The sequence below is a fragment of the Oceanicola sp. 502str15 genome (assembly GCF_024105635.1).
GTDB lineage: Bacteria > Pseudomonadota > Alphaproteobacteria > Rhodobacterales > Rhodobacteraceae > Vannielia.
The window spans coordinates 4,155,007-4,177,597 of sequence record NZ_WYDQ01000001.1 but is presented as its reverse complement, the minus strand read 5'-3'; the positions used below and the strand labels follow the sequence as shown (position 1 = coordinate 4,177,597).

Below are 22,591 nucleotides of genomic sequence, written 5' to 3'. Positions count from 1 at the left end.
CGGCTGACAGGCTCCTGACAGGTAGCTGTCAGGAGGGGGGGGCCATGATGGGGCATGTTCAACCCTGCCGAGGAGTTCCTGCAATGACCGAAACGATGACAAACCCCGCCGATGCAACCGCCCTGCCTGATGACGCGCTGGTGTGGTGCGAGATTCCGGTGAGCGATCTGGATGCTGCCATTGCCTATTACGGCGCGGTGCTGGGCCATCCGCTGGAGCGCAATGACGAGGGGCCGAACCCGGTGGCCATGCTGCCGGTGAAATCGCCGATGGATGGGGTGGCGGGCCATCTCTATGCCGGCAAGCCTGCGGGCGATGGCACCGGGGTGACGGTGCATCTGCATGTGCCCGTGCTCGAAGCCGCGCTGGAGCGGGCGATGGAGGCCGGGGGCCGGGTGCTGCCGGGGATTATCCCCATTCCTTCCGGGCGCTTTGCCTATACGATCGACCCGGATGGAAATTCCATCGGGTTGTTCGAATACAGCAAGGGCTGAGGGATGCGCCGCGCGGATCGCCTGTTTCAGATCGTCCAGCTGCTCCGAGGGGGGCGGCTGGTGACGGCGCGGATGCTGGCCGAGCGGCTGGAGGTGTCCGAGCGCACGATTTACCGCGACATTGCGGATCTCGTGGGCTCGGGCGTGCCGATCGAGGGCGAGGCGGGTGTAGGCTACCTGATGCGCGCGGGCTTTGACCTGCCGCCGTTGATGTTCAACCGAAGCGAGATCGTGGCGCTGGTGGCGGGTGCCCGGCTGATCCGGGCCTGGGGCGGGCTGGAGATGGCCGAGGCCGCCGAGGAGGCGCTGGTGAAGATCTCTGCCGTGCTGCCCGAGGCCGAGCGCGACAAGGCGGCGGGCTTGCAGATACATGCGTTTTCAATGCCCTACCTGATGGATGACGACACCCGGCGGCGGCTGGATGGAATCGAGCGGGCGGTGGATGCCCGCGAGCGGCTGGTGCTGGACTACGGCGATGCCGAGGGGGCCGTGACGGCGCGCGTGGTGCGGCCCTTGTCGCTGATCTTCTGGGGCCGGACGTGGACATTGATCGGCTGGTGCGAGTTGCGAGACGACTTCCGAATGTTCCGCGTGGACCGGATCAAGGGCATGGACAGCGGCGAGCGCTTCCGGATCGAGCCGGGCAAGGCGCTGGCGGATTTCTACCGGATGGAGCGGCATCGCGGCGGGTTCGACGAGCGCCGTAGCGGGGCCTGCTAGCGCTTGAGGCGCAGGGTCTTCCGGCGGGGTTCGGGCGGCGTCGCGTCGAGTTCGCGCCATGCGCCCGGGGCGAGGCCGTCGAGCGCCCAGGGGCCGATCTGTGCCCGGATGAGGCGCAGGGTCGGGTGGCCGACGGCGGCTGTCATCCGGCGGACCTGCCGGTTGCGCCCCTCGCGGATGGTGAGGGTGAGCCATGTGTCGGGGGCCTTGCGGATGCGCACGGGCGGGGCGCGTTCCCACAGGCCCTCGGGCGGCGCGATCACGGAAACCTCGGCGCGTTTGGTGGGGCCGTCCTTGAGGGTCACGCCCATCTTCAGTGCTTCCAGCGCGGCGGCATCCGGCGTGCCCTCGACCAGCACCCAATAGGTCTTGGCCATCTTGAACTTGGGCGAGGAAATGCGGGCCTGCAGCGCGCCGTCATCGGTGAGCAGCAGCAGGCCCTCGGAGTCCCGGTCCAGCCGCCCCGCCGGGTAGACCTTTGGCGGCAGGCCAAGGCGCGAAAGCCCCTGCCACTGGCCCTCGTCGGTGAATTGCGAGAGCAGGTTCATCGGTTTGTTCAGGGCGAGGAGCATGGGGGCAGCCCGTCAATCAATGTGCTTCGGCCCAGCTGTCGCCCTGCCCCGCATCAACCTCCAGCGGAACGTCGAGATGCACCGCCGGGCTGGCGGCGCCTTCCATGACCTTTTTCACCACGGCGATGGTGTCGTCGATGGCCGCCTCTTCGACTTCGAAGATCAGTTCGTCGTGGACCTGGAGCAGCATCTTTGCCGGAAGGCCCTCGATCGCCTCGGGCATCCGCACCATGGCGCGGCGGATCACATCAGCCGCCGTGCCCTGAATCGGCGCGTTGATCGCGGCGCGCTTGGCAAAGCCCGCGCCGGGGCCCTTGGCGTTGATCTCTGGCGTGTGGATCTTGCGCCCGAAGAGGGTTTGCACGTGGCCGTGTTCCTTGGCGAAGGCCACGGTGTTGTCCATGTAGGCGCGGATGCCGGGGAAGCGTTCGAAGTAGCGGTCGATGAAGGCCTGCGCCTCGGCGCGAGGGATGCGCAGGTTGCGCGCGAGGCCGAAGCCGGAGATGCCATAGATGACGCCGAAGTTGATCGCCTTGGCCTGACGGCGAATGTCGGGCGTCATTTCGTCGAGGGGCACGTTGAACATCTCCGAGGCGGTGAGCGCGTGGATGTCCTGCCCCTCGCGGAAGGCCTGCTTCAACTCTTCGATGTCGGCGATATGGGCAAGGATGCGCAGCTCGATCTGGGAATAATCGAGTGATACCAGCTTGTTGCCCTTCTCGGCCACGAAGGCCTCGCGGATGCGGCGGCCCTCCTCGGTGCGCACCGGGATGTTTTGCAGATTGGGGTCGGTCGAGGCCAGCCGTCCGGTGTTGGCGCCGGTGATGGCGTAGGAGGTGTGCACCCGGCCCGTCTCGGCGTTGATGTGCGTTTGCAGCGCGTCGGTGTAGGTGCTTTTCAGCTTGGAGAGTTGCCGCCAGTCGAGCACGCGGGCGGGCAGCTCGTGCAACGTGGCGAGGTCTTCGAGCACATCGGCGGGGGTGGAATACTTGCCGGTCTTGCCCTTCTTGCCACCCTCCAGCCCCATCTTTTCGAACAGGATCTCGCCAAGCTGGGCGGGGGAGCCGACGTTGAAGCTTTCACCCGCAAGCTCGTGAATCTCGGCCTCCAGCCCGGCCATCTTCTGGGCGAAGGCGTTGGACATGCGCGAGAGCGTGTCACGATCCACCTTCACGCCGTGCATCTCCATCTGCGCCAGCACCGGAACCAGCGGGCGCTCCAGCGTTTCATACACCGTCGTCACCTTGGCGCGGTGCAGGCGGGGCTTGAAGACCTGCCAGAGCCGCAGGGTGATGTCGGCATCTTCGGCGGCGTATTTCACGGCCTCCTCCAGCGGCACCTTGTCGAAGGTGATCTGGCTCTTGCCCGAACCGATCAGCTCTTTGATCGGGATCGGGTTGTGACCGAGGTAGCGCTCGGACAGCGCGTCCATCCCGTGGCCGTGCAAGCCGCCGTACATCGCGTAGCTGAGCAGCATGGTGTCGTCGAAGGGGGCCACGTTTACGCCGTAGCGGGTGAAGATCTTTGCGTCATACTTGATGTTCTGGCCGATCTTCAGGATCGACGGGTCTTCGAGCATCGGCTTCAGGGCATCCAGGGCCTCGTTCAGCGGCAGTTGCCCTTCGGCGGGGGTGTCATCGGCGAAAAGGTCATCGCCGCCGCCCTTCACATGGGCGAGCGGAATGTAGCAGGCCTCGCCGGGGGTGACGGAAAGCGAGATGCCGACGAGGCCGGCCGTCATCTCGTTGAGGCCGGTGGTTTCGGTATCGACGGCGACGTAACCGGCGGAGGCCACGCGCATGAGCCAGTCGTCAAGCTGTTGCCGGGTGGAGACGTGCTCGTATTTCGCATGGTCGAAGGGGATTTCGGAGGCCGTCGGGTCCGGCATGTCGGAGGCGTCTGCGCCATCGCTTCCGCCAGTGGTGCCCGGCGTGTCGTCGATCACCGGGGCCTCGGCGCCGAACTGCTCGGCGACGCGCTTGGCGAGCGTGCGAAACTCCATTTCGGCGAGGAAGGCGAGCAGGGCTTCCGGGTCCGGGTCTTTCACCTCAAGGTCGTCGAGGGTGAAGTCGAGCGGGGTGTTGCAATCGAGCTGGACGAGGCGCTGGGAGATGCGGATCAGCTCGGCATTCTCCTGAAGGCTCTCGCGCCGCTTGGGCTGCTTGATCTCGCCCGCCCGCTCCAGCAGCGTGTCGAGATCACCGTATTCGTTGATCAGCAGCGCCGCCGTCTTGATGCCGATGCCGGGCGCGCCGGGCACGTTATCCGTGGAATCCCCAGCCAGCGCCTGCACGTCGACCACGCGCTCGGGCTTCACGCCGAATTTCTCGATCACCCCGTCCACGTCGATACGCTTGTTCTTCATCGCATCGAGCATTTCCACGCCGTCGCCGACGAGCTGCATCAGGTCCTTGTCGGAACTGATGATCGTCACCCGCCCGCCCGCGTCCCGCGCCTGGCAGGACAGGGTGGCGATGATGTCATCTGCCTCGTAACCCTCGATCTCTTCGCAGGCGACGTTGAAGGCGCGGGTGGCGTCCCGGGTCAGTGGAAACTGCGGCACGAGGTCTTCCGGCGCGGGCGGGCGGTTGGCCTTGTACTTGTCGTAGATCTCGTTGCGGAAGCTCTTGCCGGAATAGTCGAAGATCACCGCCGCATGGGTGGGCGCATCGGGGCCGGTGTTGGCCTCGATATACTTGTGCAGCATGTTGCAGAAGCCCGCCACGGCGCCAATCGGCAGCCCGTCGGACTTGCGCGTGAGCGGGGGCAGCGCGTGGTAGGCGCGGAAGATGAAGGCCGATCCGTCGATCAGATGAAGGTGGCAGCCCTTGCCGAATGCCATGATATGCGCCTCCCGGGTGGTGTCGGGGATTACATGCCACGGGGGCGCGTCGGGGGCCAGCGGGTTGCTGACAGGGAGGGGGGGGTGGCCGCCCAACCCCGACCTATTCCACGTGCCGCTTGAGCCGTGCCAGCGCGTCCTCCCAGCCACGTTCCAGCCGGGCGAGGTGGCCCTGTGCCTCTGTGAGCGCGTCGGGCGCGAGCAAAAAGAGCTTTTCCCGGCCCTGCTTCTCGGCCCGCACCAGCCCGGCCTGTTCCAGCACGGCAAGGTGCTTGCTCGCCCCCTGCCGTGTTACCCCCAACCCCTCCACGAGCCGCCCCAGCGGCAGGGCTTCCACCCGCGCCAGCCGACCCAGCAGTTCGAGCCGCAACGGATCGCCAAGGGCGGCGAAGAGCCGGGCGGGGTCAGGCCGCGACATGGGCCGTGAGGTTCTGAAGCTGGATGGTCCAGCCACCCTCGTTGTCGGGATATTTCCGCTCCGCCACCTCCGGGGGCAGGGAGAGGAAGCCAGACTCCACCACCGTCACCCGTGTGCCAGCGCCCTCCTCGGCGAGGGTGAAGGTGACGCGGGTTACAGGCGCATCGCCCGACACCTCCTCGCCCGCAGGCCAGTCGAACACCAGCCTCTCCTGCGGCGCGATCTCGACCGGTTCGATCCAGAAGGGCATCCCTTCATGGCCGTAGCCGGTGATCTCGGCACCCAGCCGCTCGCCGATCACGAAGGGCCCGTCGAAACGGCAGAGGAACCATGTCCCGAAGGCCTGCGCGTCCACCAACGCGGCCCAGACGGCAGCGCGCGGGGCGGCGATATGGGTGCTTTTCTCGATGCTGTCTTTCATGACGCAACTCCCTGGTTGCATGATGTCTGGCAGGCCTGCGCGATTCGTGCAACCTTTCAGTTGCACATCAACCGTGCCACCAGAGCGAGAGGGTCACGGCATAGGGGGTCGGCGTCCAGGCGCCCGCGGGGTGGCCAGCCGCGCGCAGGGCATCGGTGATCCATGTGTTGCAGGTGCGAAAGAGGTGGAAGCGCCCGCGTGCTTGGAAGAAGGCATCGGTCTGGCTGAAGCCCGCGCCCTCCACCGCCGGGCCGGAGCGGGTGTGGGCGATGAAGGCGAGGAGCGCGCTGTATTGTCCTGCCGTGAGGCGGAGGCGCGGGTAGTCGAGCCCCTCGGGAAGCGCAGCATAAACCTCGACCCGCAGCACCGAGGCATCCCCGGTTGCCGCCCGCAGCACGGTGGAGGCGGTAACGTCGCCGTAGCTGCCTGCGGTGGTGTAAAACCCGGCCGCGCCCCAGCCCACCAGCACATGAGCCACCTCCGGTGCATCCAGCGGCACACCGCCCTCTGCTGCAAAGGCGAGGGCAGCGCGGGTCTCGGGAGTTGCGGGCAAAAGAAAGTCATAATGGATGGGCCCGGCGATCAGCCCGATCTCCACGGGCGCGCCCTCGCCCGGCGCGACATTGGCCACTGGTCCCGGCACCAGCCCGCCAACAGCCGCTGCTGCGAGGTAAAGCAGCGCCGCAACGAGCGGCCAGAGCAGCACCCACCGCAGCACGCGCGAGATCTGTCTCATGCCCCGCCCTCCCCCATGGCCTTATCGCTCGGGTCAAGGTGCCACGCAGGCCATGCAGCGCCAATCAACAAAAGGAATGCGCCCGCAAGGGCACGCCATTGAGCAGCGGTCACACCGCCGATTGCGCGGCGTGGAGAAAGACGGCGATGAAGAAGATGATCGAGGCGACCGCAACGAAGAAGTGCCAGATCGCATTGTGAAAGCGCATCCGCCCCAACATCAGGAACAACGTGCCCGCCGAGTAGAGCCCGCCGCCCACGGCCATCAGCACGATGACAGGTGTGGAGGTGACGGCCAGAAGATCCTGCCCGCCAAAGAGCACCGCCCAGCCCATGGCGAGGCACAGGCCCACGCCCACCACCGTGGGGCGGCGCGGCAAGGCAAAGTTGGCCACGGTGCCCACCACCGCCAGCACCCAGATGAACACCAGCAGCCCCTGCCCCGCCCCGGCCAGCAGGGCGAAAGGCGTATAGGTGCCCGCGATCTTGAGGTAGATCGCCGACTGGTCGAAGCGCAGCAGCATGGCGCGCCACTCGTCGCGCGGCAGGTGGTTGTAGAGCAGCGAGCAGGTGAGCATGGCGATGAGCGTGGCCCCGTAGATGGAGACGCCCACGATTCCCATGGCATCGCCGCGCCAGACCGCCGTGAGGGTGATAAGCACCGGCACCGCCCCCACCGCAAGCGCCAGCGCCGCGATGTGAACAAGGGCATCGGTCATCAGCTCGGCGCGGCTGTAGGGACGCGTCGCATGAGGCAGGATGGAGGGATCGGTGATGTCAGACATATGCTTAACCTAAAGCCGCCGTGCGCCCCTGCAATGCTAAACCGGATGGCCTAAGAAAACGTGACCGGATCTGCCGCTTCATTGGGCACAGGTCCAGAAGCCACGGTAGCCCCGGGTCGGTCCGTTCTCGATCGAGAAGACCAGCGCGGCATCGGCGCGTCCCCCCGCCTCCTCGCCAAGCGGGGTGATCTCCATGCGCAGACTGTCCGCCTCATAGGTGCCTGCGCCGCCCCCGAGGCGCAGGAAGGTGCCGTTGAGCAGCATCACCCCCATGTCGCCCTCGGCACTGGTCCAGAAGATCGGCGTGTCGGCTTTGGTCTGACGAAAGTTGCACCCCGCCGTCGGCCCCGAGACCAGCTCCGCCGCCTGTGCGGCCGTAAGCGGCGCGGGATGAAGGGTCGACAGGCGCAGGGTCGTAAGCGCGCCCTCCACGCTGCCGGGCAGCGGGGCCGGGTCTTGGTAGGTCGAGGCCACGCTGCGGCCCGCCTCGAGCTCGGCGATGAGCCAGCGCATCTCGGCGATCTCGCGCCGCTGGGCCGCCGCGATCCCGCCCGCCAGCTCCGCCACCCGGGCGTCCTCGATCCCGGCCCGTGTCGATGTCATCACCGCGATCGAGTGATGCGGGATCATCGCGCGCATGTAGCTGAGCCCGCCCACCGTCACCTGGCTGCGGATCAGAAGCAGCGCCAGCGAGAAGACAACCAATGCCCCGGCAAGGATCGCCAGCTTCACACCCCGGCCCGGATACATCCCCCACATGAACCCGAGCATGATCGCCGCCATGACCGCGCCCATGAGCAGCGCCATGTAAAGACGCGTCTCGGAAAAGAACACATGCTCCAGCGCGTAGGTGTTCAGATACATCAGGCCGAACATCACCACCGTAGAGGTGGCGATCATGGCGGCGAAACGGGTGTAGGTCATCGGGCTCTCCTGAGGGGACGTCTGCCACCTCAACCCCGCGCCTGCCCCCATGGGTTCCGCACAAAAGAAAACGGCCGCCCCGAAGGACGGCCGCTCTGATAGGTTTCCAGCAAGCTCAGTGCAGCTTGACGCCAGCCTCGTCGATGGCGCTGTCGATCAGCTTGTTGGCCTCGGCGGCCCCCATCTGCTTGGCGATCACGTCGCCTGCGGCGGCCACGGCCACCTGCACGGCACGGTCGCGCACCGAACGGACGGCAGCAGCTTCGGCAGAGGCAATCTGCTCGTCGGCCCCGGCAAGGCGGCGGGCGATGGATTTCTCCAGATCGACCTTGGCCTGCTCGGCGGCGAGCTTGGACTCTTCCTTGGCCTGCGCCACGATGCGCTCGGCCTGCTCGGCCACTTCGGCCTGCTTGCGCTCGAAGCTGGCCAGAACGGTCTGGGCCTCTTCGCGCAGGGCGCGGGCTTCATCCAGCTCGGCGCGGATCGTGTCGGCCCGCTTGTCGAGCAGACCGGCAATCATCGAAGGCACCTTGAAGAAGAGCAGCACGCCGATGAACAGCAGGAAGGCGATGAGCACAACGAAGTTGGAGTTGCGCAGCGAGAAGAACGGGCCGGAGGCGGCCAGCGCGGGCGAGGCCGCGAGGGAAACGGCGGCGGTGGTGAGCCAGTAACGCATGTTCATCACGACGCTCCTTTCAGCCGGGCTTCGACGGCAGCGGTCACGGCCTTTGCATCGGCCTTGCCACCCAGAGCCGCGACGATTTCGCCGGCGGTATCCTTGGCCACGACCTCGACATTGCTGAGCGCGCTTTCACGGATCTCGGCAATCGCCTTTTCCGCTTCGGCGGTGCGGGCCGCAATCTCGGCATCGGCCTTGGCGATGGCAGCGTCCACATCCTTCTGCACCTCGGCACGGGCCTCGGCTGCAATCGCCTGTGCCTCGGCGCGGGCATCGGCCAGCGCCTTCTCATAGGCTTTCTCGGCCTCACCGGCCTTCATCTTGAATTCTTCGGCCGCCGCGATGTCATTGGTGATCGTGCCGGAGCGCTCGGCCAGAACCGCGGCGATGCGCGGCAGGGCGATGCGGCTCAGCACGAAGTAGATCGCGACAAGCGTGACGAGGAGCCAGAAGATCTGGTTCGGAAACCAGTCAAAGCACAGCTGCGGCATGCCGATGGCACCGCCATCGGGCCCGACACAGCGGCCAGCCGCTTCCATGTCGGCGGGGCTGACGTGCTCGGCTACAGAGTTTTCAGTTGCCATGGGCTCTCTCCGGAAACCTTAAAGGGACACCGGGGGACGCGGATCGCTGCCCCCCGGCCGTAAGGATCAGAAGTTTTGCCTCAGACGGCGAACATCAACAGAAGCGCGACAAGGAACGAGAAGATCCCCAGGGCTTCCGCAAATGCGATGCCGATGAACATGGTGGCCGTCTGGCCGCCAGCGGCGGAGGGGTTGCGCAGAGCGCCGCTGAGGAAGTTGCCCACAACATTGCCCACACCGATAGCAGCGCCGCCCATGCCCACAGAGGCCAGGCCTGCACCGATGAAAGCACCCATTTGAACGATATCGCCTTCCATGTCGAATTCTCCTTACGTTGGAATTGGCTAGAAACTTGGTTGTCTGACCGCCAGCCTTAGTGGGCCGGGTGCAGCGCGTCTTTCAAGTACACGCAGGTCAGGATGGTGAAGACATAGGCCTGGATGAAGGCCACGAGCAGCTCGAGCGCGTAGATCGCTGTGATCGCCAGGATCGACAGCGGCGTAACCGCGATGCCGACGGCAGAAAACAGGACCAGCGGCGCGAAGGCTGCAAAGACTTTGATCACGGCGTGACCGGCCATCATGTTGCCCATCAGACGAATGGAGTGGCTGACCGGGCGCACGAAGTAGGAAATCACCTCGATCAGCGCGAGGATCGGGCGCAGCGCCAGCGGTGCCGACGAGACCCAGAACAGCTCGAGGAAGTGCGCGCCGTTCTTGACGAAGCCGATCACGGTGACCGAAATGAAGACGAAGAGCGCCAGCACTACCGTCACGGCGAGATGCGAAGTCGTGGTGAAGGCGCCGGGCAGCAGACCCAGCATGTTCGCCAGCAGGATGAACATGAACAGCGTCATGATGTAGGGGAAGTACTTGAGCCCGTCTTTGCCGCAGACATCCTCGATCATCTTGTGCACGAGGCCATAGGCCATTTCGGCAATCGACTGGCTGCGCGACGGGATCACCGCGCGGCGGCGGGTGCCGATGACGAGCAGCAGGATCACGGCAAGAACGGTGAGGGCCATCCAGAACGTCACGTTCGTCGGGGTATACCACGCCACCGGGCCGTCTCCGAAGAGCGGCTTGACCATGAACTGGTCCATCGGATGGAACGCGAGGCCGTCCTCTGCGCCGTGGGCTTCTGTCGCCATGTCAGTCCCTCTTCTCGTCCTCTGCCCCGGTGTGCGGGGCGTTTTGAAACTCTGCTGCCGTGCGCATCATCACGCGAACACCGGCGGCAAAGCCCAGCAATGTGAACAGCAGCAGGAAGAGGGGCAGCGTTCCGAACAGAACGTCGAGCCCGTACCCGATGCCGAAGCCGATCCCGAGACCGGCAACCAGCTCGATCACCATCCGCCAGCCCTGCGAGGCCGCGTGGTAGTGATCGTCTTTCGGCGGGGGCGGCGCGTATTTTGCCTTATGCGCCGAGAGCTTGCCTTCAAGCTCCTTAAGTCGCTGCTCGTCATCCGAGCCGGCCATGTTCGCCCCCATCGACAGTTGCGCGGAAGCTAGGCGGAGGGGGGCGGGGAGTCAATTGGCTGATGGCGGAGCTAAGCCATTGATTTATATGGCACGAGCCCGAGGCGGGCGTGGTCATTTCGGCGCTGCGGCATCGGATCGGAGCCCGCGTCCATATTCAACCGAATGGTTGACGATTGCCCGCCCCCGTCCTACCGCTCGGCCATGACCCTGCGCCCGCGCCCCTCGCTCGACACCATCTTCGCCGCCCTCGCCGACCCGACCCGGCGGGCGATCCTTGCGATGCTGCTGGAAGACGACATGGCCGTGACCGACGTGGCCGAGCCCTTCGAGGTGAGCCTTGCCGCGATCTCCAAGCACCTCACCATCCTCGCCGGCGCTGGGCTCATCAGCCAGGAAAAGCGCGGCCGGGTGAAATGGTGCAAGCTGGAGCCGGGCGCGATGAAGGCCGCCTCGGTCTGGATGCAGGGCTTCGGCCAGTTCGAGCCGGTGAACCTCGATGCCTTCGAGCGGTTCCTCGGCGCCGAGCTGGGGCTTCAGGGCGAAGACCCCTAGGGCAAGGCCCAAGCCCCTGCCCCCTCACATGGTCGAGGGGTCGTAGGTCTCTTTCAGATGGGTCAGGATCGACTGCACCTTAGCTGTGCGATGCAGATCCACATGCGTCACCAGCCACACCGCCGCACGCCACTCCTCGCGGGTGGACATCATCTTCACGAGGTCAGGCTGCCTGTCGCCCGCCGCTTCGGGCAGAAACCCGATGCCGGCCCCGGCGCGGATCGCATCCACCACCGAGCGCTGCGCCGAGGCGCGGTAGGTGATGCAGCGATCGGGCACCATCTCGTGCAGCCAGCGATAGAAGGGCGCACGGCTGTCGCGGTCGTCTTCCGAGACAAAACGGTGCCGCGTCATGTCATCCTCGTCGAGCGGGCCCATCTCGTCGACGTAGTCTTGCGTGGCATAAAGCGCGTGGCCCAGTTCGAAGAACTTCTGCACCACGTTGTCGGGCTGGTCGGGCCGCTTGCCGGCACGGATGGCCACATGCGCCTCGCCGTATTCGAGCCGGAACAGCCGCTCGTCGGTCATGAAACGAAGCGTGACCTGCGGATTGGCGCGGCTGTAGCTGGCCAGCGTGGCGGTGAGCGAGGGAGAGAGCGACGGGATCGAGGTGACGATCAGCTCGCCGGTGACCTCTTCGCCGCGCCCCTTGATCCGGCCCGCAAGCTGCGAAAACTGGTCATCGGTCGCCTTGGCCACCTGCAACAGGTCCAGCCCGGCCTCGGTGGCGGTGTAACCGCGCGCGTGCCGCTGAAACAGCTTGGTCCCGAGCCGTGTCTCGAGCGCGTCGATGTGGCGGATGACCGTGGCATGGTGCACGCCCAGCGCGTCGGCCGCGCCCGAAACCGTGCCAACGCGCGCCACATGATAGGCGGTGCGCACTTCATCCCAGGTATCGAGGCTGTTCATCCGTCGCCCTCCGGCAGAAATCTGTTCACCATCCAACATGAGCCACGACCTTCCTGTTTTCTGTGCGCCCGCACAAGGGTATCAACTGTTCTGAACAGTTCAGTATAGATTATCACATTCCGCTGCCTCCGCAAGCAGCGTCTTCAGTTTTGCGCGCGGCTCAAGCCATATCCTGCCATATGGGGGCCGGATGGGCATATTGTGAGCCGATGTGAGGTAATACGTGCGAGCCGCGCAATTCCTTCGCAGGCGGATGAAGTTTTTATCGCGCCTCCCGATCAAGGGCAATGACGGACGCGATCAGATGGCTTGACCTCGGGGGCCGCGCGGGCGTCAATGTGACATGGGAGAGGAGCCCCCGCATGAGCCCGACCGCCGGACAAAGCCCCAGGCTGACTCTGCGCAACCGCCCGGCACCGCGCCCGTCCGCCCTCTGGCTGGCGGCACTCGGGGGGCCGCTGCTGATCGTCGGCATCCTGGTGCCACCGCTCCAGCCGATCACGGCGGCAGGTGCCCTGCTCCTCCTGCCCCTGCTCTGGGCCCTGCGCCCCGGCCCGGTCACCGTGATCGACTGCCGAGCCGGCTGCATCGAAGAACGCGGCACCCTCGGCCGGCTGCACCACGCCACCCGCTTCGACCACATCGAAGGTGTCGCCTGCGACCGCGTCACCCTGCCCGCCCGCGCCCCCGGCGGCACCGGGCTGACCATTCACCGCACCATATTGCTCACCGACAAGGCGCCCGTGCCGGTGCGCGGCTTCGGTGCCCCCGGCCCGGCCCGGGAGCTGAAACAGCGGATAGAGCAATGGCTGGCCGCACGCCCGAACCCTGCGGACCGCCCCGAAACCACCCAGTGAACATCCGCGAGCACACCGCCGACCGGCTGGTCCTCGTTCAGGGTCCGGGCCGAGTTTCGGCGGCTCTGCTGCTGATCGTGCTCGCCGTCTTCTGCCTCGGGCTGGTGAACCTGCTCATCGGCTCCGCCACCGCCCCCCTGATCCTGATGCCCCTCGGCGCGGCCTTCATGCTCCTCGCCCTGATCTGGTCCGCCCTGCTTGCCCTCACGCCCCACACCACCGAAATCACCCTCGACCGGCGCGAGGGCCGCATAACCTTCCGCCACCGCGCCCTCCTGCGGGCGCGCCACGAGGCCATGGCCCTCGCCAAGGTCACCGGCGTCGCCGTGGAGCGCACCACGCGCCGCTTCCGCCAGAAGGACCCGGCCACCGGCAAGCGCCGCAGCGTGACCGACATCGCCTTTCGTCCAATGCTGCTCACCCCTGCCCTTCCCCGCCCGCTCCTCGGCACCTTCACAAACCAGCCCGCCGCCACAGAACCCGCCCGCATAGTGCTGCGCTGGCTGTTGCAGGACCCGGCAGCAGAGCCTCCCGTTCTTGACCATATGGTTGACTCGCCCCCAAGCGCGGCGTAAATCCGCCTCACACCTCCGGGAGTCCTCAACGCTTCCGGTCCTGGCTTTCACAGGATCGCCCCCCGTCAGCGAGTTTCGCCCACGGGGGCGCAACTGCATTCGAGCCCGGAAACTCAGGTTGCGAAATGAGCCGCCGGCCCCATCTGGGGTGGGCATGTTGCAAGAGGCCGAAGGAGGGCCGGGCGTATGTTTGAAAATCTGTCCGAACGTCTCTCCGGCGTCTTCGACCGGCTGACCAAGCAGGGCGCGCTGTCCGAGGACGATGTGAAGACCGCGCTGCGCGAGGTCCGCGTGGCGCTGCTGGAGGCCGACGTGTCGCTGCCCGTGGCACGGGACTTCGTCAAGGCGGTGCAGGACAAGGCCACCGGGCAGGCGGTCACCAAATCGGTGACGCCGGGCCAGCAGGTCGTGAAGATCGTCCATGACGAGCTGGTCCATGTGCTTCAGGGCGAAGGCGAGCCCGGCGAGCTGAAGGTCGACAACGCCCCGGCCCCGATCCTGATGGTCGGCCTGCAGGGCGGCGGCAAGACGACGACCACCGCCAAGATCGCCCGCCGCCTGAAGGAACGCCAGAACAAGCGCGTCCTGATGGCCTCGCTCGACATCTACCGCCCCGCCGCCATGCAGCAGCTTGAGGTTCTGGGCCGCCAGATCGGGGTGGATACTCTGCCGATCGTCGAAGGCCAAACCGCCGTTCAGATCGCCAAGCGTGCGCAGCAGCAGGCGACGATGGGCGGCTACGATGTGTATATGCTCGACACCGCCGGGCGCCTGCACATCGACGAAACCCTGATGGGCGAGGTCGAGGACGTGCGCAACGCGGTGAACCCGCGCGAGACGCTTCTGGTGGTCGATGGCCTGACCGGCCAGGTCGCCGTCGAGGTGGCCGAGGAGTTTGACGCCAAGGTCGGCATCTCCGGCGTCGTGCTTACCCGAATGGACGGCGACGGACGCGGCGGTGCGGCGCTTTCCATGCGCGCTGTCACCGGCAAGCCGATCAAGTTCGTCGGCCTCGGCGAGAAGATGGAGGCGCTCGAGGAGTTCCGCCCCGAGCAGATCGCCGGGCGCATCCTCGGCATGGGTGACATCGTGGCCCTCGTCGAGAAGGCGCAGGAGACCATCGAGGCCGAGCAGGCCGAGCGCATGATGAAGCGCTTCCAGAAGGGTCAGTTCAACATGAACGACCTGAAGATGCAGCTCGAGCAGATGCTCAAGATGGGCGGCATGGAAGGCATGATGAAAATGATGCCCGGAATGGGCAAGATGGCCAAGCAGGTCGAGGACGCCGGCTTTGACGACACCATCATCCGCCGTCAGGTCGCGCTGATCCAGTCGATGACCAAGAAGGAACGCGCCAACCCCGCGCTGCTTCAGGCGTCGCGCAAGAAGCGCATCGCCAAGGGCTCGGGGCAGGAAGTCAGCGAGCTGAACAAGCTGCTGAAGATGCACCGCCAGATGTCGGACATGATGAAGAAGATGGGCAAGGGCGGCATGCTCAAGAAGGCCATGGCCGGCATGTTCGGCAAGGGCGGCCCGTCCGAAGCCGACCTTGCGGCGGCCCAGCAACAGATGGGTGGCGCCATGCCCAAGGGTCTCGGCGGCATGCCCGGCATGGGCGGCAGCGGCCTTCCCGGCCTCGGCGGCAGCGCGCTGCCCCCCGGCCTCAGCGGGTTCGGCAAGAAGAAGTAGGCCATGACCACCGCCCCCACCATTGAAACCGAGCGCCTGTGCCTGCGCCCCTACCGGATCGAGGATTTCGAGCCGCTGGCGGCGCTGATGGCATCGGAGTGGTCGGAGCACATGGGCGGGCCGTTTGGCCGCGAGGAGAGCTGGGCCTACTTCGCCTCCGAGGTCGCCATGTGGGCGCTGCGGGGCCACGGCGGCTGGTCGGTCGACCTCAAGGACGGCACGCTTGCCGGGCAGGTCTCGCTTAACCGCATGGCGCATTGGCCCGAGGTCGAGCTTGGCTGGACGATCTGGCCGGAAATGCAGGGCAAGGGCATCGCCTTCGAGGCGGCGACGGCCGCGCGCGACTGGGCCTTCGGGCCCGGCGGCCTCTCCACGCTGGTCAGCTACATCGCGCCCGAAAACGCCCGCTCCATCGCGCTGGCCAAGCGTCTGGGTGCGCAGCACGACATCTCCGCGCCCCTGCCCACCGGCGAAACCGCGGCCGACACCCACGTCTACCGCCATCCCCGTCCGGAGCACGCCTGACATGCCCGCGCTGAACCGACCGCCCCACGAAACCCCCATCCCCGGTGCCGCCGCCCGCCTCGCCGCGCAGGTCTCCGCCCTGCTGCCCGTGGCCGACACCGCCCGCACCCGCCTGCGCCCGGCCACGCTGGCCGATTTCGACGTGTTTGCCGAGATCGCCTGCGACCCGGTCCGCGCCCGTGGCCTCGGTGGCGTGCAGGACCGCGAAGGCGCCTTCCGTGAATATGCCGCCATGGTCGGCTGCTGGCTGCTGCGCGGCCACGGCCTCTGGGCGGTGATGCACGAGGGGGCCTGCGCCGGTTTCGTCCAGATCGGCTTCGAGCCGGGCGACGAGGAGCCGGAGCTGGGCTGGTTCTTCACCGAGGCCTACGAGGGCATGGGCCTTGCCCGCGAGGCCGCCGAAGCGGCACGCGAGATCGGCTTCTGCCTGCTCGGCCTGCCCTCGATGGTCAGCTACGTCGACAGCTTCAACACCCGTTCCAACGCGCTGGCCAAACGGATGAACGCCGACCGCATCCCCTCGCCCAACCCGGAGCTGTTCATCTGGCGCCACCGGAGGCCGGAAGAATGAGCACGATCCCCACGCTGGAAACCGATCGCCTCGTGCTGCGTGCCCCCGAGCAGGCCGATTTCGAGACCTTCGCCGCCTTCTACGCCTCGCCCCGCGCCCAATACGTCGGCGGTCCGCTCGACCGCGCCGCCGCCTGGCGGATGCTGGCGATGGAAGTGGGCCAGTGGCGGCTGCGCGGCTTCGGGCGCTGGATCGTCGACATCAAGGATGGCGCCACCACCGCCGGGCTCGTGGGCCTCTTCGGCCCCGAGGGCTGGCCCGAGCCGGAAATCGGCTGGGATCTCTTCGAGGGCCATGAGGGCAAGGGCTATGCCACCGAAGCCGCCCTCGCCGCCCGCGCCTATGCCTACGACGTGCTCGGCTGGCAAACCGCCATCAGCCTCGTCCACCCCGACAACACCGGCTCCGCCCGCGTCTGCGCGCGCCTCGGCGCGGCCTACGACAGCGACTTCGCCCACCCGAAGTTCGGCACCATCCACATCTGGCGCCACCCCGCGCCCGCCGATCTGGCCGCCGCCGGCATGGAGGCCAGCGCATGAGCGCGTCCCCCGCCATCTTCTCCGGCAACCCGCTGGAAAACCCGCTGACTATCCCCGGCCCGCGCCCGGTGACGATCCCGACGCTGGAAACCAAGCGGCTCTGGCTCAAACCGCCCGCGCCGCAGGATTACCCCAACTTCAAGGCCACCTTCGCCTCCTACCGTTCGCGCTTCATGGGAGGGCCGCTTAACCCCTATGAAAGCTGGATGCTCTACGCCGCCGAGATCGGCCACTGGCAGATCCGGGGCTTCGGCATGTGGATGGTCCATCTCAAGGACACGGGCGAAACCGTCGGCATGGCCGGCGGCTGGGCGCCTGCGGGCTGGCCCGAGCGCGAGATCGCCTGGATCATCTGGCCCGAGAAGGCTGGCAGGGGCTATGCGCTCGAAGCGACCGATGCGGCGCGGCGGCACTTCTACCACGATCAGGGCTGGGACGGCGCGGTAAGCTACCTCGACCCCCACGACCTCAGCTCGATCCGCCTGGCCGAACGTCTGGGCTGCACCAAGGACAGGGAGGCCCCCTCCATCGGCAACGATGAGGCCGCCGTCTACCGTCACCCCGGCCTCGAAACCCTGCGCACCACCCAGCTCGGGGACGGCATCGCGCTGGAAATCGAGCACCACATCAACCCCATCTTCAAACCCAAGGGAGGCACCGTTGACTGACGACGTCACCAAAAGCGTCGGGTCCGCCGACGCCGTGGCCCGCGCCGCCGAGCTGCTCAAAGGTCACCGCGAAAGCATCGACCGGCTCGACGCCATCCTCGTCTACACCCTTGGCGAGCGCTTCAAGCACACCCAGGCCGTGGGCGTGCTGAAAGCCGAACACGACCTTCCCCCGTCCGACCCCGCCCGCGAGGCGGTGCAGATCGCACGGCTCGAAGACCTGGCAAAACGGGCCGACCTCGACCCCGAATTCGCCAAGAAATTCCTGGAGTTCATCATCCGGGAAGTCATCAAGCACCACGAGGAACACCAATCATAGGGCATCTCGCCCTTACCCCATGCCGGGTGTGCACTCACCGCGCACTCGCACCGCCATTTCAAAGGAGAAACCCACAATGGCCATGAAAATTCGTCTCGCACGCGGCGGCTCCAAGAAGCGCCCGTTCTACTCCATCGTCGCCGCCGACAGCCGGATGCCCCGCGACGGCCGCTTCAAGGAGAAGCTCGGCACCTACAACCCGCTGCTCCCCAAGGACAGCGAAGACCGCGTGAAAATGAACATGGAGCGCGTGCAGTTCTGGCTCGACCAGGGCGCCCAGCCGACCGACCGCATCAGCCGTATGCTCGAAGCCGCCGGCGTGCTGGAAAAGAAAGAGCGCAGCAACCCCAACAAGGGCAAGCCGGGCAAGGCCGCTGAAGAGCGCGCCGAAGAGAAAGCCGCCAAGGCCGCCGCTGCCGCCGAGGCCGCTGCCGCTCCGGCTGAAGAGCCCGCCGCAGAAGAAGCGCCCGCCGAAGAGGCCGCTGCCGAAGAAAAAGCCGAGTAATCGCGCTATGGCCGAGGCGCTGGATCGCCCGGTGCGCGTGGTCGTCCACATGGGCTTCCACAAGACCGGGACGACCTCTGCCCAGAGTTTTCTGCGCTCAAACGGCAAGCACCTCTGGCCCCTCATGGCTCTCGGGCTCCGGCAACAGCTGGAGCCCGTTCTCTTTGCGACCCGCGCCTTCTCCACCTGGCGCGACTTTCTCTCCCTCGAAAAGCTGCGCTTGCGGCTGACGGACTATCTCGCCGGCCTCGACCTCGGCCGCAAACGCGACCTGCTGCTGTCCTCCGAGGAGCTGGCCGGCCACATGGCGGGCCGGGCCGGGCTGCCCGACTATTCCGCCGTGCCCGAAATCGCCCAGGTCATCGAAGACTGCCTGCTGGCGCGATTCCCCGTGGCCGACATCACCTTTTTCTTCTCGCTGCGCGCACCCGCGGCCTGGATGAAGAGCGCCTGGGGCGAGCACGTGAAGAGCTCCCGGATGACCCTCGATTTCGACTCCTTCGCCGCCGCCAACCCCGCGGCAGCCAATTTCGCGCCGATCATCGAGGCCACCCAATCCTGCCTGCGCAGCCCGGTCCAGACCGCCTGGCTGGAAGAGATGGCCGATCTCCCCTTCGGCCCGGCCACCCCGCTCCTCGATCTCATGCAGGTGCCCGCCGCCCGGCGCGACAGGCTCGACGCCGCCCGTCACATGAACCCGCACCGCGACCCGGCCGTGCTGGACGCCCTCCTCGAGCTGAACCGCTCCGACATGGACGACGACGCGCTCCGGGCCGCCAAGGACAGGCTGCTCGGCCGATAGCCGCCGGGCCGAAGCGCCCCGGAACGCTGAAGTGCACCGCCTCCAAGGCGCCCCCCTGCCCCCCACCGCCTCTTCCCCATTGCCCCACCCCGCCCGAATCCACTAACACCCCCGTCATGTTCTGGCTCCTGCGCAAGCTCCTCATCCCTCTCGCCGCCTTCGCTTTCGGCTATGCCGCCCATTGGCAGTTGGCGGTCGATGCCTGTGATGCGGCGGGCGGCACGTATGGCGGCCACCTCTGCGCGGGAGACGGGCGATGAGCACGGCAACGGAAGGTGAGATGATCTGCGTCGGCGCGATCGGCGGGGCGTTCGGGGTGCAGGGCGAGGTCCGACTGAAGAGCTTCTGCGCCGAGCCCTCCGATATCGCCGACTATGGCCCGCTTTCCACCGAAGACGGCAAGCGGCAGTTCACCGTCACCCTCACCCGCCCGCTCAAGGGTGCCCTCGGGGCACGGGTCAGCGGCATTGCCACCAAGGAGCAGGCCGACGCGCTCAAGGGCACCCGGCTCTACGTCCCGCGCGAGCGCCTGCCCGCCCTGCCCGACGACGAGTTCTACCACAACGATCTCATCGGCCTGACCGTGACCGATGCGGGCGGCGCCGAGCTGGGCAAGGTTCAGGCCGTGCACGATCACGGCGCCGGCGACCTGCTGGAAATCCGCCGCACCGGCAGCAGCGACAGCTTCTACCTGCCCTTCACCCGCGCCGCCGTGCCCACGGTCGATCTTGCCGCGGGCCGCATCGTGGCCGACCCGCCCGACGAAAGCTGACCCCATGCGCCTGCGCCTGTTCTGGCTCGCCATCGCCGCGCTCTATGTCGCCCCCGTCACGGCCGGGCTCTATGGCGCCGGGTGGTTGGCAGTGGCGGGCTTCGCGGTGCTCTTCGCGCTGTTCAATCTCGCCATGGAGCGGATCCCGCCCCAGCCGCTGCTCGCCCTCGCCTCGCTGGCGGTGGTGGCCGGGCTCGCGATCGTGCTGGTCTCGGCGGGCTGGGGCCTGCGTGCCCTCACCGGCTTTGCCACCACCCTGCCCGCCTGGCCCTGGCTCGCCCTCGGGCTCGGGGCCACCGCCCTCGCCCGTCTTGTCTGGCCGCCGCGCCTGACCCGCGAGATGGGCGCCCTGATCGACGACGCCACCGAGCAGCTCGAAACCATGGCCGAAGAACTCGGCCGGCTCGACAGCGAGGTGCCCAGCACCACGCTGGATGACGAGGCCGCCGACCGGATGAATGCCGCGCTCGACGCGCTGCCCCCCGATGCCGGCCCCGAGCCCGTCGCCGCAGTCGTGCTGCCCCTCACCGATCAGGCCTCGCCCGGCGCCCTCTTCGACGCCGCCCTCGCCCGCGCCCGCAACACCCCCTGCCCGCGTGACCATGCGGCGCTGCACTGGGCCGCCGTGAACGACGACGCCATCGACCTGTGCACCGGCCATCGCCAGCTTGCCCTCGCCTGGGCGCAGTTTGTCGAAGCCGATGACCACCCCGCGCTCGACCGTTTCGCAGGGGCCACCATCCGCATCATCCACGACGATCCCCATGCCTGGCGCGACATGCCCGAGAGCGGCGAGATCATCCGCGTGGCGCTCGCCATCGAGCCCGCCAATCCCGCGCTCGGCGAGGAGCTGGCCGGGCTGGGCAAGGCGATGATCGCGCTGGAGCGCAGCGCCGATGTCTAGCCTCACCCCCGAATTCGGCTGCACCGACATTGCCGCTTCGGTCCGTTTCTATACCGAGCGGCTCGGCTTCAAGGTCGACTATTCGCGCCCCTCCCAAGGCTTCTTTCACCTCTCCAAGGAGGGCAACGCGCTGATGCTGGAACAGCTCGGCCCCTGGAGCTGGACATCCGAGCCCCCCGAGCCGCCGCTGGGCCGCGGGATGCACCTGCAGATCACCATCGAAAACGCCCCCCGCCTCGCCGGCTACCTCGCCGAGCGCGACGTGCCGCTCTTTCGCTCGCTGGAGGAAGCATGGTATCGCGACGGCGCCCGCTGGCATGGGCAGTCGCAATTCGTGGTGGCCGACCCCGATGGCTACCTTCTGCGCTTCGCCTCATCTCTCGGCACCCGGGACGAGCGCCCGACAACAGGCAGGATCGTGGAATGAGCGACACCCCCAAGGCCCCTTCCAAATCCCACGGCGCCAAGTCCCATGGCCGCCTCTCCATCTCGGCCTGCCGCGCGCCACGCGACCTGATGAGCGATGCCCCCCGCCTCGCCAGCGCCTGGACCGCCAAGATCGTCACCCTCTTCCCCGAGGCCTTCCCCGGCGTGCTCGGCCACTCGCTCACCGGGCGGGCGCTGGACGAGGGCAAATGGGCGCTCGAAACCCTGCCGCTGCGCGCCTACGGCAAGGGCCGCCACCGCAATGTAGATGACACGCCCGCCGGCGGTGGCGCGGGCATGGTGCTGCGCGCCGATGTGGTTGCAGAGGCGCTGGAAGAGGCCGCGCAGGGCACCCCGGACCGCGCCGAATGGCCCGTGCTCTATGCCTCCCCGCGCGGCAGGCCCTTCGATCAGGCCATGGCCCGCCGCCTCGCCTCCGGGCGCGGGCTCACCCTCCTCTGCGGGCGCTTCGAGGGCGTCGACGAGCGGGTGCTGGAGGCCTTCGAGATCGAGGAGGTTTCGCTCGGGGATTTCGTGCTCACCGGCGGCGAGATCGCGGCCCAAGCCATGCTCGATGCCACGGTGCGGCTGCTGCCCGGCGTGCTCGGCAACGAGGCCAGCACCGAAGAAGAGAGCCATTCCAACGGCTTGCTTGAACATCCGCAATATACCAAACCGGCAAGCTGGCGCGGGCGCGACATTCCCGAGGTGCTGCTTTCGGGGCACCACGGGCGCATCGAGGCCTGGCGTCGCGAGATGAGCGAAAAGCTCACCGCCGCCCGCCGCCCCGACCTCTGGGCGAGGCGCGAGAAGCCATAGGGCACGTGGCCCACCCCACCCCCGACCCGGCGGTTTCTCCGGCGCCCGAACACAGCGTTTCCATCCCGTGCACAGGCCGCCCAACCCTTGCCACCCTGCCGCCCGGATTCGCGCCTAGGCAGGGCTCCGAAATGAACCGGAAGACTGCTGAATACCTTGAAACACACCCTCGCCAACCTGCCGCTTGGCACCAAGATCATGCTCATCGTCCCGACCGCATTGCTGTTGGTGCTGCTCGTCCTCACCACGCCCCTTCTCGGCGTGCCGCTGGTGCTTATCCTGCTGGTAGCCCTGCGCCCCGAGCTGCTGAGCCCGACATGGTGGAAGAGCTTCTCCGCCGATAAGGACTAGCCCTCGCCACCCGTCACCCCACGGCGCCAAGAAACCCCTTGATCGAAAGGGCCCAACGCCCTAAACAGCGCCGGTCTGCGGGCGGAATCGTCCCCGGACCGTCTGGCCGTGGCACCAGCTCCGCCGGACGCACACCAAGGAACAGTGGCTGAA

32 protein-coding genes are annotated in these 22,591 nt (G+C 67.2%); 19 read left to right on the top strand and 13 right to left on the bottom strand.

The genetic code is table 11. From position 1 onward, the window contains the following. The first annotated feature begins 83 nt into the window (after positions 1 to 83). Together GTH22_RS20645 and GTH22_RS20640 are read left to right on the top strand one after the other, a co-directional pair. Positions 84 to 494 (top strand): VOC family protein, encoded by a 411-nt coding sequence (locus tag GTH22_RS20645; protein WP_252947480.1) that lies wholly within the window; start codon positions 84 to 86, stop codon positions 492 to 494. Positions 495 to 497: 3 nt separating this feature from the next. Beyond that, the gene (locus GTH22_RS20640) at positions 498 to 1,214 is read left to right on the top strand and encodes a YafY family protein (protein WP_252947479.1); all 717 of its coding nucleotides are present in this window, start codon (positions 498 to 500) and stop codon (positions 1,212 to 1,214) included. Here the strand turns inward: GTH22_RS20640 and GTH22_RS20635 are convergent. The 12 genes from GTH22_RS20635 to GTH22_RS20580 all read right to left on the bottom strand — a co-directional run bounded on the left by GTH22_RS20635 (position 1,211) and on the right by GTH22_RS20580 (position 10,652). Further along, complete coding sequence (locus GTH22_RS20635) at positions 1,211 to 1,786, bottom strand: pseudouridine synthase (protein ID WP_252947478.1); 576 nt, start codon at positions 1,784 to 1,786, stop codon at positions 1,211 to 1,213. The two genes, GTH22_RS20640 and GTH22_RS20635, sit on opposite strands and share 4 nt — an antisense overlap. A 16-nt stretch (positions 1,787 to 1,802) precedes the next feature. Beyond that, positions 1,803 to 4,628 carry a DNA polymerase I gene (gene polA / locus GTH22_RS20630; protein WP_252947477.1) on the bottom strand — a complete coding sequence of 942 codons (2,826 nt, stop codon included), beginning with the start codon at positions 4,626 to 4,628 and terminating at the stop codon, positions 1,803 to 1,805. Positions 4,629 to 4,731: 103 nt separating this feature from the next. Continuing rightward, entirely contained in the window at positions 4,732 to 5,046 is a 315-nt protein-coding gene (locus GTH22_RS20625; protein ID WP_252947476.1) for a helix-turn-helix transcriptional regulator, read from the bottom strand. Then, the gene (locus tag GTH22_RS20620; RefSeq protein WP_252947475.1) at positions 5,033 to 5,467 is read right to left on the bottom strand and encodes an SRPBCC domain-containing protein; all 435 of its coding nucleotides are present in this window, start codon (positions 5,465 to 5,467) and stop codon (positions 5,033 to 5,035) included. Before GTH22_RS20620 ends, GTH22_RS20625 begins: the two co-directional genes overlap by 14 nt. Before the next feature lie 67 nt (positions 5,468 to 5,534). Continuing rightward, a complete protein-coding gene (locus GTH22_RS20615) occupies positions 5,535 to 6,203 on the bottom strand; it encodes a DUF2459 domain-containing protein (RefSeq protein ID WP_252947474.1) in 669 nt (222 codons plus the stop codon). Between the two features lie 109 nt (positions 6,204 to 6,312). Further along, complete coding sequence (locus GTH22_RS20610; RefSeq protein WP_252947473.1) at positions 6,313 to 6,987, bottom strand: hemolysin III family protein; 675 nt, start codon at positions 6,985 to 6,987, stop codon at positions 6,313 to 6,315. Between the two features lie 78 nt (positions 6,988 to 7,065). Continuing rightward, positions 7,066 to 7,911 carry a DUF305 domain-containing protein gene (locus tag GTH22_RS20605; RefSeq protein WP_252947472.1) on the bottom strand — a complete coding sequence of 282 codons (846 nt, stop codon included), beginning with the start codon at positions 7,909 to 7,911 and terminating at the stop codon, positions 7,066 to 7,068. Between the two features lie 115 nt (positions 7,912 to 8,026). After that, complete coding sequence (locus GTH22_RS20600; RefSeq protein ID WP_252947691.1) at positions 8,027 to 8,587, bottom strand: F0F1 ATP synthase subunit B; 561 nt, start codon at positions 8,585 to 8,587, stop codon at positions 8,027 to 8,029. A gap of 5 nt (positions 8,588 to 8,592) precedes the next feature. Beyond that, positions 8,593 to 9,174, bottom strand: a complete 582-nt coding sequence (locus GTH22_RS20595; RefSeq protein ID WP_371928377.1) for a F0F1 ATP synthase subunit B' — start codon at positions 9,172 to 9,174, stop codon at positions 8,593 to 8,595. An 80-nt stretch (positions 9,175 to 9,254) separates the two neighbouring features. Then, positions 9,255 to 9,491: a F0F1 ATP synthase subunit C gene (locus GTH22_RS20590; RefSeq protein WP_140015448.1), complete on the bottom strand. Its 237-nt coding sequence runs from the start codon at positions 9,489 to 9,491 to the stop codon at positions 9,255 to 9,257. Between the two features lie 56 nt (positions 9,492 to 9,547). After that, positions 9,548 to 10,324: a F0F1 ATP synthase subunit A gene (locus GTH22_RS20585; protein ID WP_252947471.1), complete on the bottom strand. Its 777-nt coding sequence runs from the start codon at positions 10,322 to 10,324 to the stop codon at positions 9,548 to 9,550. A 1-nt stretch (position 10,325) separates the two neighbouring features. Beyond that, entirely contained in the window at positions 10,326 to 10,652 is a 327-nt protein-coding gene (locus GTH22_RS20580) for an AtpZ/AtpI family protein (RefSeq protein WP_252947470.1), read from the bottom strand. A gap of 204 nt (positions 10,653 to 10,856) precedes the next feature. Between GTH22_RS20580 and GTH22_RS20575 the strand changes: the two genes are divergently transcribed. Next, positions 10,857 to 11,207 carry a helix-turn-helix transcriptional regulator gene (locus tag GTH22_RS20575; protein WP_252947469.1) on the top strand — a complete coding sequence of 117 codons (351 nt, stop codon included), beginning with the start codon at positions 10,857 to 10,859 and terminating at the stop codon, positions 11,205 to 11,207. A gap of 24 nt (positions 11,208 to 11,231) precedes the next feature. On the opposite strand, the gene GTH22_RS20570 is transcribed toward GTH22_RS20575, so the two are convergent. Then, positions 11,232 to 12,116, bottom strand: a complete 885-nt coding sequence (locus GTH22_RS20570; RefSeq protein WP_252947468.1) for a LysR family transcriptional regulator — start codon at positions 12,114 to 12,116, stop codon at positions 11,232 to 11,234. Positions 12,117 to 12,478: 362 nt separating this feature from the next. Between GTH22_RS20570 and GTH22_RS20565 the strand changes: the two genes are divergently transcribed. From GTH22_RS20565 to GTH22_RS20490, 16 genes are all read left to right on the top strand, one after another. Next, entirely contained in the window at positions 12,479 to 12,973 is a 495-nt protein-coding gene (locus GTH22_RS20565) for a hypothetical protein (RefSeq protein WP_252947467.1), read from the top strand. Further along, a complete protein-coding gene (locus tag GTH22_RS20560; RefSeq protein ID WP_252947466.1) occupies positions 12,970 to 13,548 on the top strand; it encodes a hypothetical protein in 579 nt (192 codons plus the stop codon). The genes GTH22_RS20565 and GTH22_RS20560 overlap by 4 nt, the downstream gene beginning before the upstream one ends. A gap of 186 nt (positions 13,549 to 13,734) precedes the next feature. Continuing rightward, entirely contained in the window at positions 13,735 to 15,237 is a 1,503-nt protein-coding gene (gene ffh, locus GTH22_RS20555; RefSeq protein WP_252947465.1) for a signal recognition particle protein, read from the top strand. A 3-nt stretch (positions 15,238 to 15,240) separates the two neighbouring features. Continuing rightward, on the top strand, positions 15,241 to 15,762 hold the full coding sequence (locus GTH22_RS20550; RefSeq protein WP_252947464.1) for a GNAT family N-acetyltransferase: 522 nt from the start codon (positions 15,241 to 15,243) through the stop codon (positions 15,760 to 15,762). A 1-nt stretch (position 15,763) separates the two neighbouring features. Next, positions 15,764 to 16,333 carry a GNAT family N-acetyltransferase gene (locus GTH22_RS20545; protein ID WP_252947463.1) on the top strand — a complete coding sequence of 190 codons (570 nt, stop codon included), beginning with the start codon at positions 15,764 to 15,766 and terminating at the stop codon, positions 16,331 to 16,333. After that, positions 16,330 to 16,872 carry a GNAT family N-acetyltransferase gene (locus GTH22_RS20540; RefSeq protein ID WP_252947462.1) on the top strand — a complete coding sequence of 181 codons (543 nt, stop codon included), beginning with the start codon at positions 16,330 to 16,332 and terminating at the stop codon, positions 16,870 to 16,872. The genes GTH22_RS20545 and GTH22_RS20540 overlap by 4 nt, the downstream gene beginning before the upstream one ends. Further along, complete coding sequence (locus GTH22_RS20535; protein WP_252947461.1) at positions 16,869 to 17,540, top strand: GNAT family N-acetyltransferase; 672 nt, start codon at positions 16,869 to 16,871, stop codon at positions 17,538 to 17,540. Before GTH22_RS20540 ends, GTH22_RS20535 begins: the two co-directional genes overlap by 4 nt. After that, positions 17,533 to 17,859: a chorismate mutase gene (locus tag GTH22_RS20530; RefSeq protein ID WP_252947460.1), complete on the top strand. Its 327-nt coding sequence runs from the start codon at positions 17,533 to 17,535 to the stop codon at positions 17,857 to 17,859. Before GTH22_RS20535 ends, GTH22_RS20530 begins: the two co-directional genes overlap by 8 nt. 76 nt (positions 17,860 to 17,935) lie before the next feature. Next, entirely contained in the window at positions 17,936 to 18,364 is a 429-nt protein-coding gene (gene rpsP / locus GTH22_RS20525) for a 30S ribosomal protein S16 (protein WP_252947459.1), read from the top strand. A 7-nt stretch (positions 18,365 to 18,371) separates the two neighbouring features. After that, positions 18,372 to 19,166, top strand: a complete 795-nt coding sequence (locus GTH22_RS20520) for a hypothetical protein (RefSeq protein ID WP_252947458.1) — start codon at positions 18,372 to 18,374, stop codon at positions 19,164 to 19,166. Between the two features lie 116 nt (positions 19,167 to 19,282). Beyond that, on the top strand, positions 19,283 to 19,426 hold the full coding sequence (locus GTH22_RS20515) for a hypothetical protein (protein ID WP_252947457.1): 144 nt from the start codon (positions 19,283 to 19,285) through the stop codon (positions 19,424 to 19,426). Beyond that, positions 19,423 to 19,938: a ribosome maturation factor RimM gene (rimM, locus tag GTH22_RS20510; protein WP_252947456.1), complete on the top strand. Its 516-nt coding sequence runs from the start codon at positions 19,423 to 19,425 to the stop codon at positions 19,936 to 19,938. The genes GTH22_RS20515 and rimM overlap by 4 nt, the downstream gene beginning before the upstream one ends. A gap of 4 nt (positions 19,939 to 19,942) precedes the next feature. Further along, positions 19,943 to 20,842, top strand: coding sequence for a hypothetical protein (locus GTH22_RS20505; protein WP_252947455.1), 900 nt, complete (start codon positions 19,943 to 19,945; stop codon positions 20,840 to 20,842). After that, positions 20,835 to 21,269: a VOC family protein gene (locus GTH22_RS20500; RefSeq protein ID WP_252947454.1), complete on the top strand. Its 435-nt coding sequence runs from the start codon at positions 20,835 to 20,837 to the stop codon at positions 21,267 to 21,269. The genes GTH22_RS20505 and GTH22_RS20500 overlap by 8 nt, the downstream gene beginning before the upstream one ends. Then, complete coding sequence (trmD, locus tag GTH22_RS20495; RefSeq protein WP_252947453.1) at positions 21,266 to 22,087, top strand: tRNA (guanosine(37)-N1)-methyltransferase TrmD; 822 nt, start codon at positions 21,266 to 21,268, stop codon at positions 22,085 to 22,087. The genes GTH22_RS20500 and trmD overlap by 4 nt, the downstream gene beginning before the upstream one ends. 156 nt (positions 22,088 to 22,243) lie before the next feature. Beyond that, positions 22,244 to 22,438: a hypothetical protein gene (locus GTH22_RS20490; RefSeq protein ID WP_252947452.1), complete on the top strand. Its 195-nt coding sequence runs from the start codon at positions 22,244 to 22,246 to the stop codon at positions 22,436 to 22,438. Positions 22,439 to 22,591 lie beyond the last annotated feature (153 nt).

Excerpts from the sequence above, each read along its gene's own strand:
- GTH22_RS20620 (WP_252947475.1), bottom strand. The coding sequence starts at position 5,467 with ATGAAAGACAGCATCGAGAAAAGCACCCATATCGCCGCCCCGCGCGCT.
- GTH22_RS20540 (WP_252947462.1), top strand. The coding sequence starts at position 16,330 with ATGAGCACGATCCCCACGCTGGAAACCGATCGCCTCGTGCTGCGTGCC.
- GTH22_RS20595 (WP_371928377.1), bottom strand. The coding sequence starts at position 9,174 with ATGGCAACTGAAAACTCTGTAGCCGAGCACGTCAGCCCCGCCGACATG.
- GTH22_RS20590 (WP_140015448.1), bottom strand. The coding sequence starts at position 9,491 with ATGGAAGGCGATATCGTTCAAATGGGTGCTTTCATCGGTGCAGGCCTG.
- trmD (WP_252947453.1), top strand. The coding sequence starts at position 21,266 with ATGAGCGACACCCCCAAGGCCCCTTCCAAATCCCACGGCGCCAAGTCC.
- GTH22_RS20500 (WP_252947454.1), top strand. The coding sequence starts at position 20,835 with ATGTCTAGCCTCACCCCCGAATTCGGCTGCACCGACATTGCCGCTTCG.
- GTH22_RS20515 (WP_252947457.1), top strand. The coding sequence starts at position 19,283 with ATGTTCTGGCTCCTGCGCAAGCTCCTCATCCCTCTCGCCGCCTTCGCT.
- rimM (WP_252947456.1), top strand. The coding sequence starts at position 19,423 with ATGAGCACGGCAACGGAAGGTGAGATGATCTGCGTCGGCGCGATCGGC.
- GTH22_RS20635 (WP_252947478.1), bottom strand. The coding sequence starts at position 1,786 with ATGCTCCTCGCCCTGAACAAACCGATGAACCTGCTCTCGCAATTCACC.
- GTH22_RS20605 (WP_252947472.1), bottom strand. The coding sequence starts at position 7,911 with ATGACCTACACCCGTTTCGCCGCCATGATCGCCACCTCTACGGTGGTG.
- GTH22_RS20520 (WP_252947458.1), top strand. The coding sequence starts at position 18,372 with ATGGCCGAGGCGCTGGATCGCCCGGTGCGCGTGGTCGTCCACATGGGC.
- GTH22_RS20570 (WP_252947468.1), bottom strand. The coding sequence starts at position 12,116 with ATGAACAGCCTCGATACCTGGGATGAAGTGCGCACCGCCTATCATGTG.
- GTH22_RS20575 (WP_252947469.1), top strand. The coding sequence starts at position 10,857 with ATGACCCTGCGCCCGCGCCCCTCGCTCGACACCATCTTCGCCGCCCTC.
- GTH22_RS20505 (WP_252947455.1), top strand. The coding sequence starts at position 19,943 with ATGCGCCTGCGCCTGTTCTGGCTCGCCATCGCCGCGCTCTATGTCGCC.
- GTH22_RS20565 (WP_252947467.1), top strand. The coding sequence starts at position 12,479 with ATGAGCCCGACCGCCGGACAAAGCCCCAGGCTGACTCTGCGCAACCGC.
- GTH22_RS20545 (WP_252947463.1), top strand. The coding sequence starts at position 15,764 with ATGCCCGCGCTGAACCGACCGCCCCACGAAACCCCCATCCCCGGTGCC.
- GTH22_RS20640 (WP_252947479.1), top strand. The coding sequence starts at position 498 with ATGCGCCGCGCGGATCGCCTGTTTCAGATCGTCCAGCTGCTCCGAGGG.
- GTH22_RS20600 (WP_252947691.1), bottom strand. The coding sequence starts at position 8,587 with ATGCGTTACTGGCTCACCACCGCCGCCGTTTCCCTCGCGGCCTCGCCC.
- GTH22_RS20535 (WP_252947461.1), top strand. The coding sequence starts at position 16,869 with ATGAGCGCGTCCCCCGCCATCTTCTCCGGCAACCCGCTGGAAAACCCG.
- GTH22_RS20615 (WP_252947474.1), bottom strand. The coding sequence starts at position 6,203 with ATGAGACAGATCTCGCGCGTGCTGCGGTGGGTGCTGCTCTGGCCGCTC.
- GTH22_RS20550 (WP_252947464.1), top strand. The coding sequence starts at position 15,241 with ATGACCACCGCCCCCACCATTGAAACCGAGCGCCTGTGCCTGCGCCCC.
- ffh (WP_252947465.1), top strand. The coding sequence starts at position 13,735 with ATGTTTGAAAATCTGTCCGAACGTCTCTCCGGCGTCTTCGACCGGCTG.
- rpsP (WP_252947459.1), top strand. The coding sequence starts at position 17,936 with ATGGCCATGAAAATTCGTCTCGCACGCGGCGGCTCCAAGAAGCGCCCG.
- GTH22_RS20580 (WP_252947470.1), bottom strand. The coding sequence starts at position 10,652 with ATGGCCGGCTCGGATGACGAGCAGCGACTTAAGGAGCTTGAAGGCAAG.
- GTH22_RS20585 (WP_252947471.1), bottom strand. The coding sequence starts at position 10,324 with ATGGCGACAGAAGCCCACGGCGCAGAGGACGGCCTCGCGTTCCATCCG.
- GTH22_RS20625 (WP_252947476.1), bottom strand. The coding sequence starts at position 5,046 with ATGTCGCGGCCTGACCCCGCCCGGCTCTTCGCCGCCCTTGGCGATCCG.
- GTH22_RS20610 (WP_252947473.1), bottom strand. The coding sequence starts at position 6,987 with ATGTCTGACATCACCGATCCCTCCATCCTGCCTCATGCGACGCGTCCC.
- GTH22_RS20645 (WP_252947480.1), top strand. The coding sequence starts at position 84 with ATGACCGAAACGATGACAAACCCCGCCGATGCAACCGCCCTGCCTGAT.
- polA (WP_252947477.1), bottom strand. The coding sequence starts at position 4,628 with ATGGCATTCGGCAAGGGCTGCCACCTTCATCTGATCGACGGATCGGCC.